This is a genomic window from Suttonella ornithocola (genome assembly GCF_001889065.1).
GTDB classification, from domain to species: Bacteria; Pseudomonadota; Gammaproteobacteria; order Cardiobacteriales; family Cardiobacteriaceae; genus Suttonella_A; species Suttonella_A ornithocola.
Map to the genome: position 1 here is coordinate 1 of NZ_LWHB01000197.1, position 5,908 is coordinate 5,908.

General features: G+C 40.1%; 5 protein-coding genes. 3 read left to right on the plus strand and 2 right to left on the minus strand.

The annotated features are described in order from the left end of the window. Nucleotides 1-730 (minus strand): DUF4261 domain-containing protein (locus A5N85_RS12680; RefSeq protein ID WP_072577535.1); only part of this gene is annotated, 730 nt, incomplete at its 3' end. A 181-nt stretch (nt 731-911) separates the two neighbouring features. Between A5N85_RS12680 and dapA the strand changes: the two genes are divergently transcribed. From dapA to mutL, 3 genes are read left to right on the plus strand one after another with little or no spacing between them, the layout of a single operon-like run. Then, nucleotides 912-1,793, plus strand: coding sequence for a 4-hydroxy-tetrahydrodipicolinate synthase (dapA, locus tag A5N85_RS12685; protein ID WP_072577536.1), 882 nt, complete (start codon nt 912-914; stop codon nt 1,791-1,793). A 19-nt stretch (nt 1,794-1,812) separates the two neighbouring features. Then, nucleotides 1,813-2,973 carry an NlpB/DapX family lipoprotein gene (gene bamC / locus A5N85_RS12690; protein WP_072577538.1) on the plus strand — a complete coding sequence of 387 codons (1,161 nt, stop codon included), beginning with the start codon at nt 1,813-1,815 and terminating at the stop codon, nt 2,971-2,973. After that, nucleotides 2,973-4,790, plus strand: a complete 1,818-nt coding sequence (mutL, locus tag A5N85_RS12695; protein ID WP_072577537.1) for a DNA mismatch repair endonuclease MutL — start codon at nt 2,973-2,975, stop codon at nt 4,788-4,790. The genes bamC and mutL overlap by 1 nt, the downstream gene beginning before the upstream one ends. Nucleotides 4,791-5,684: 894 nt before the next feature. Here mutL and A5N85_RS12700 read toward each other — a convergent pair. Continuing rightward, nucleotides 5,685-5,888: a transposase gene (locus tag A5N85_RS12700; protein WP_143143300.1), complete on the minus strand. Its 204-nt coding sequence runs from the start codon at nt 5,886-5,888 to the stop codon at nt 5,685-5,687. Nucleotides 5,889-5,908 lie beyond the last annotated feature (20 nt).

Below are 5,908 nucleotides of genomic sequence, written 5' to 3' on the forward strand. Positions count from 1 at the left end.
TCGTATCGTATTCTGGCAAAGCAACGCCTTTACTAAAAGTCAGCGTTAATTTTTGCGTTTCAGAATAACCAAGTGTTTCGCCCTCTTGGAAAGTTACATCATGAGTAATCACATAGGTAGAGATATTATAAAGCATTTGATAAATCTCCCATATGTCCTCTTGAGAAGACAAAACTTCAAGCTCTCGTTTACCAAAACTTTCTAAGCCAAAAGTATAACCATATCGCCCCTCTTCACTTTGATATAAACCGACATACACCAATAAATCTGTCGGATAAGTTTGTTCCTGAAGATGTTGATGAGCTAATTCCATATAGCTTTTGGGTTCAAAAACCGTTCCGGCAAAATTAAATCCTAGCGCAGTTTCTTGCGCCAAACATTTTTCTGCGACAAAAGCCAATAAAGCGGCATTTTTAGCGCTTTCCTTCTTCTCACCTAACACACTAACAATCAAATGCGCTTGATGCGTTTTGGTAACCGCAACCGCATCTTCCCACAAATAATTGGCTTCCGCATTTATCACGGCTTCATCATCAGGCACAGGTGCTGGCATCATCGCCACAATCACTTGCCTATCATCCTCCTGATAAATCAAGTTTGGCACATCATCACTATTGCTAACATCGCTTTTGCTCGCGTTGATACCAATCGCATTTAAATCCTGAACCAAGCGATAAAAATCAAATACTGATTCTTGTAATAACACAAAACCAACGCCTTTAAACGCCATAAATATTTCCTCCTTAGAAAACTAAAATACAGCGATTACCAATCATGATTTAAACATAAAGCTTATTAAACCTAAAAAATAAATTTCAAAACCCTCTAAAATTCTAAAAGAATAGGCTGAGTGCTTGATTTTTTCTGAGAAAACCTCGTAACATGCCCTTTTTTGAAAACCGAGGCAAATTATGTTTCAAGGTTCAATGGTCGCTTTAGCCACCCCAATGCATACTGACGGCACAATCGATTGGCACAAACTCGAACAACTCATTGAATGGCATATTCAAAGTGGAACCGATGCTATTATTTCTGTTGGAACCACAGGTGAATCCGCCACCCTAGATTTTGATGAACATAAAGCCGTTGTTCGTTTTACCGTCGACATTGTGAAAAAACGCATTCCTGTGATTGCTGGCGCTGGTGGTAACTCTACTCGAGAAGCCATTGAACTAACCGTTTCTGCTTACCAAGGCGGTTGCGATGGTACATTGCAAGTTGCCCCTTATTACAACAAACCACCGCAACGAGGGCTATACGCACACTTTGAACAAATCGCACGTGCTGTTCCGCTTCCGCTTGTGCTTTATAATGTTCCAGGACGTACCGCTTGCGATATTGCCCCTGAAACGACAGTCGCACTTGCCAAAATCCAAAACATTGTCGGCATTAAAGAAGCCACACCGATGACACGTTTGAAAGAATTGCGTCCGTATTTCCCAAAAGGCAATGATTTCAAAATATTCTCTGGCGAAGATGGTATTTGCGCTCAAGCAGCTGTTGATGACTTAATTGACGGCGTCATTTCCGTTACGGCAAACGTTGCCCCTAAAATAATGAGCGATATGATGCGTGCAGGTTTAGCAGGCGATAGCACCACTTGTCTTAGCCTAAATGAACAACTTGCTCCACTACACAAAGCCCTTTTCTGTGAAACCAATCCTATTCCAGTGAAATGGGCGCTTTATCGTATGGGAAAAGCCGATTTAGGCATTCGCTTACCACTGGTTCCGCTTGATGAGGCGTTCCATAACGATATTGAATCGGCACTACAACATGCTAGTCTTTTATAAATCACACCAGAATAAACACATGAAAAAAACTGCCTCTTCTTTATTTACTGCTTTTCTACTAACCGCCTGTTCTTCAGGAAGTTTAATTGATAATCTTCCTAATAGAGCACCCGATTACCGCCAAAGCAACGTTAGTCGAAAAATAGAAGTTCCCCCTGATTTAACGGGCGGAAATTTAGATAACAGCCTAGCAGTCAATGATTTCACCCCGGCATCCGTTACCTCTTATAACGACTATCAAGCTGCCCGTGTCAAAAGAAATCAACGCGGATTTATTGAAGTCTTACCCCCACTTTACGGCGTACAAGTGGTTGAACCCGCAGGACAACTGCCTTATATCGTGACTGCTGCCGATCCTTCGACTAGCTGGAGTATTGTGAAAAAATATTGGCAGAACAATGGCATCCGTCTAACCTTAGACAATCCTAGCATTGGTATTATGGAAACCGATTGGTTAGAAGATAAGGGTGATGCGCCTAAAACTGGCATTAGCGGTCTGCTTAATGGATTACTTGGATTTCTCAAAGATTCCGATGAACGCGATCGTTACCGCCTCCGCTTTTCTCGAAATGCACAAGGCGGAACGGATATCTTGCTAATCTATAGCAAAACAGAGCAAGTGGCTCAGTATGATTTACCATCAGGACGTAAAAATCCTGCTGGTTTCAAATGGCAGCTTTCTGATAATAAAAATCCTGAATTACAGCTAGAAATGACGCGTCGTATCGCCTTATATCTTTCTACCGCTTTAGAAAAAATGGCAGGGGTTAATCAATCCCACATCCAAACCAATCAGCCAACTGCGGCTAATAACAGTTTAGGAATGCTATCTACTTTAAACGACGGTTCTCCGGCACTCCTTTTAAATGGTCGATATGCTCAAAACTGGCGAACATTAGGCATTGCACTTGACCGTGCCAGTTTTACGATTCTTTCTAATGACTACCCAACAGGTACCTATCGTGTCCGTTACACGCCGCAAAGCGATAAAAAAAACCAAAGCTTCTTTAGTCGCTTATGGGGTTCAAAAGATGCACCTGAAAACCAACGTCCAGAATATCTTGTTCGATTATCTGATCAAGGTGGACAAAGCATCGCTATTGTTCAAACCGCTAATGGTGGCATAGCAAATCCGGCGCAAGCAAAAGCGCTATTAGAATCTGTATACGCTGCACTCTAATGTCGCGTATCCAGCAGCTTCCCAATGCACTTATCAACCAAATTGCAGCGGGGGAAGTCATTGAACGTCCTGCATCAGTGGTAAAAGAAATTGTTGAAAATGCCATTGATGCAGGCGCAACACAGATTCAGATTGATATTGAAGAGGCTGGTAGCAAACTGATTCGCGTGCGCGACAATGGTTCCGGCATCCATCCAGAAGATTTGGCTCTTGCCTTTTCTACACACGCCACCAGTAAAATTCGTAGCTTTGAAGATTTAGAGCATGTTCGCACGCTAGGCTTTCGGGGTGAAGCACTTCCGAGCATTGCCTCTGTTTCTAAAACCTTACTGACCAGCCGATTTGAGGCAAATGACCATGCCTATAAAATCGTCCCTTATATCAGTATGGACATTAGCCCTGCGGCGCATCCGCAAGGAACAACCATTGAAATTCGCGATTTATTTTATAACACACCTGCGCGCAAAAAATTCTTAAAAAGTGAACGTACTGAGCGACAGCATATTACTCAACTGTTAGAGCGTATCGCACTCTCTCATAGTCATGTCCAATTTACCTTAAACAATCACGGTAAACTTTTAGCGCAATATGGCGGTGATAATCCAGAAGCGCGTGTAACTTCGGTGCTTGGAGAAGACTTCTTAGAGCAAGCCGTTCCTATTGATGTACAAAATGGCGATATGCGCTTATGGGGATGGGTAGGACTGCCAACCTATCATCATCTTAATGCAGACAAACAATACTTTTTTATCAATGGGCGGACAATTCGCGACAAAATCATTGCACATGCCATTAAACAAGCCTATCAAGACGTGTTATATCACGGACGCCAGCCAATTTTCGTTTTGCAGTTAGACATTCCACCAGAACTAATTGATGTTAACGCTCATCCGCAAAAACAAGAAGTTCGTTATCGTGAAGCACGTTTAACACATGATTTTCTTTACTCTACTATCAATCACGCCTTGCGCGCAGTTCGTCCAACAACAGCTCCAACTGCTACATCAGAAATCTCAGCAAAAATTATTTCTGAACAACCTGTCAAACCAAGCCCCCCACGCCAACAAACTTCATTTCAATACACCACTTCTCCCGTCCGCACCACTCGTCATCAGCTAAATGAAACGCGCGCATACTACCAGTGGGCAAGTCAAACCCAAGCACCACCAGCACCTGCTTCCTTATCTAGTATTAGCCCCTTACCTAATCTAGAACCAGAATCACAAATTGAAGAACACCCTTTGGGTTATGCCTTAGGACAAGTACACGGCATCTTTATTTTGGCGGAAAATGCCAATGGTTTAGTCATTGTAGATATGCACGCCGCTCACGAGCGTATCCTCTATGAAAAAATGAAAGCCCAACTTGCCCAAAAAGCTGTTGGTGAAAGTCAAAAGCTACTGATTGCACAGACCCTTCCCATTTCAGCAGCACAAGAAGAAGCCTTAACCGAACAAACCGAGTGGTTAACACAATTAGGTTATCGTTGGCGAATAGAAACTGGAGAACTATTGATAGATGCCGTTCCTGCAATATTGAAAAAAGTTGATCATCGTCAAATTCTTGCCGATGTTTTAACCGAACTTGAGTACTACCCAAATAGCAAACAGATAGAAAGACTACAAAACCAAATTCTTTCTACCATTAGCTGCCATAAAGCTATCCGAGCACATCATCGTTTAAGTCTAAGCGAAATGAATCAACTGCTTCGTGATATTGAGAATACACCCGCTGCGGGACAGTGTAACCATGGTCGCCCCACTTATACACAGCTTAACGAAGAACAATTAAATGCTTTATTCATGCGAGGGCAATAACCCCTTGCAAATAAACACCACATTTTTTGCTACCTGATTAAGCCTTATTCATTCACATAAAGAGTTATAACGAATAAATTAAGTCAATATAGCACATACGATCAACCAGTTATTTACCACCAGAAACCGCTAGATAAGGTTTATAGAATATCCTATTTTTAGCTGATTTAACGATAATTAAAATTTGAGTTATGTGAAAATGAAAAAATATTTTCAGATTTAACAAATATAGACACAATCCGATCATATTCCAAATATTAACCATAATTTAAGCAAAAATGGGTTTAATTTAAATAATTTTATAGTAAATGCTTCAAATAGTTTAATCAGTAGTACATTTGCTTAGTTATAGTCAAAAGCTAATAAAAGAGTTACGGAAATTAAATCGCTATTTTAGTAAAGTATTTTTGCTTACTTTATTCATCTATCTTAAGACCGTAACTATTCTGGTAGCCTTTGACTATAGACATTGCCATTTTTATTATTACTTCATGCATTATTATATAAGTTAAAAAATATTACCAATAAAATCATTTATCATTTTAATTACTAGAGATTTTCTTATATAGCAGGACTTCCAAGAAATGCATACAGAACTTGTGGATATGAGACTGTTTTCAAAGTGGATATTAAGTTAACGTTATATGCATTTTTTGGGAAGTTGGCTATATAGAGACCTTTGCAAAATTCCGTTTCACACGAGTTTTCACTACTAGCATAAAAATTAACACTATGATTTTAATATATTTTTAAAATTTGAAAAATTGGAATTTCTCTATTTTTAGGGGTTTTGTAAAGATCTCATATAGCCAAATAAGCTTAGCGTACATACACGATGATAAACCGCAAACAGTACTCTCTTGTCAGACAAGGCAAATCAGTAGCATATGTGAGCTAAAACCCAATCCAAAGCAGATAAAAGAATAAAGTATCAATACAATCCATCCTCCATTCTTTGCGTATTTGCTTAATCCAAGCCCACATCTTTTCAATAGGATTTAAGTCTGGACTATAAGGGGGTAACCAAACTATCTCATGCCCATGCTCTTCAATGATTGCTTGAATATCACTGCGTTTATGAAAAGCGGCATTGTCCATGACAATTACACTGTTTTAGG

Bases quoted from the DNA above. Each gene is read 5' to 3' on its own strand.
- dapA (WP_072577536.1), top strand. From the start codon at position 912: ATGTTTCAAGGTTCAATGGTCGCTTTAGCCACCCCAATGCATACTGAC.
- bamC (WP_072577538.1), top strand. From the start codon at position 1,813: ATGAAAAAAACTGCCTCTTCTTTATTTACTGCTTTTCTACTAACCGCC.
- mutL (WP_072577537.1), top strand. From the start codon at position 2,973: ATGTCGCGTATCCAGCAGCTTCCCAATGCACTTATCAACCAAATTGCA.
- A5N85_RS12700 (WP_143143300.1), bottom strand. From the start codon at position 5,888: ATGGACAATGCCGCTTTTCATAAACGCAGTGATATTCAAGCAATCATT.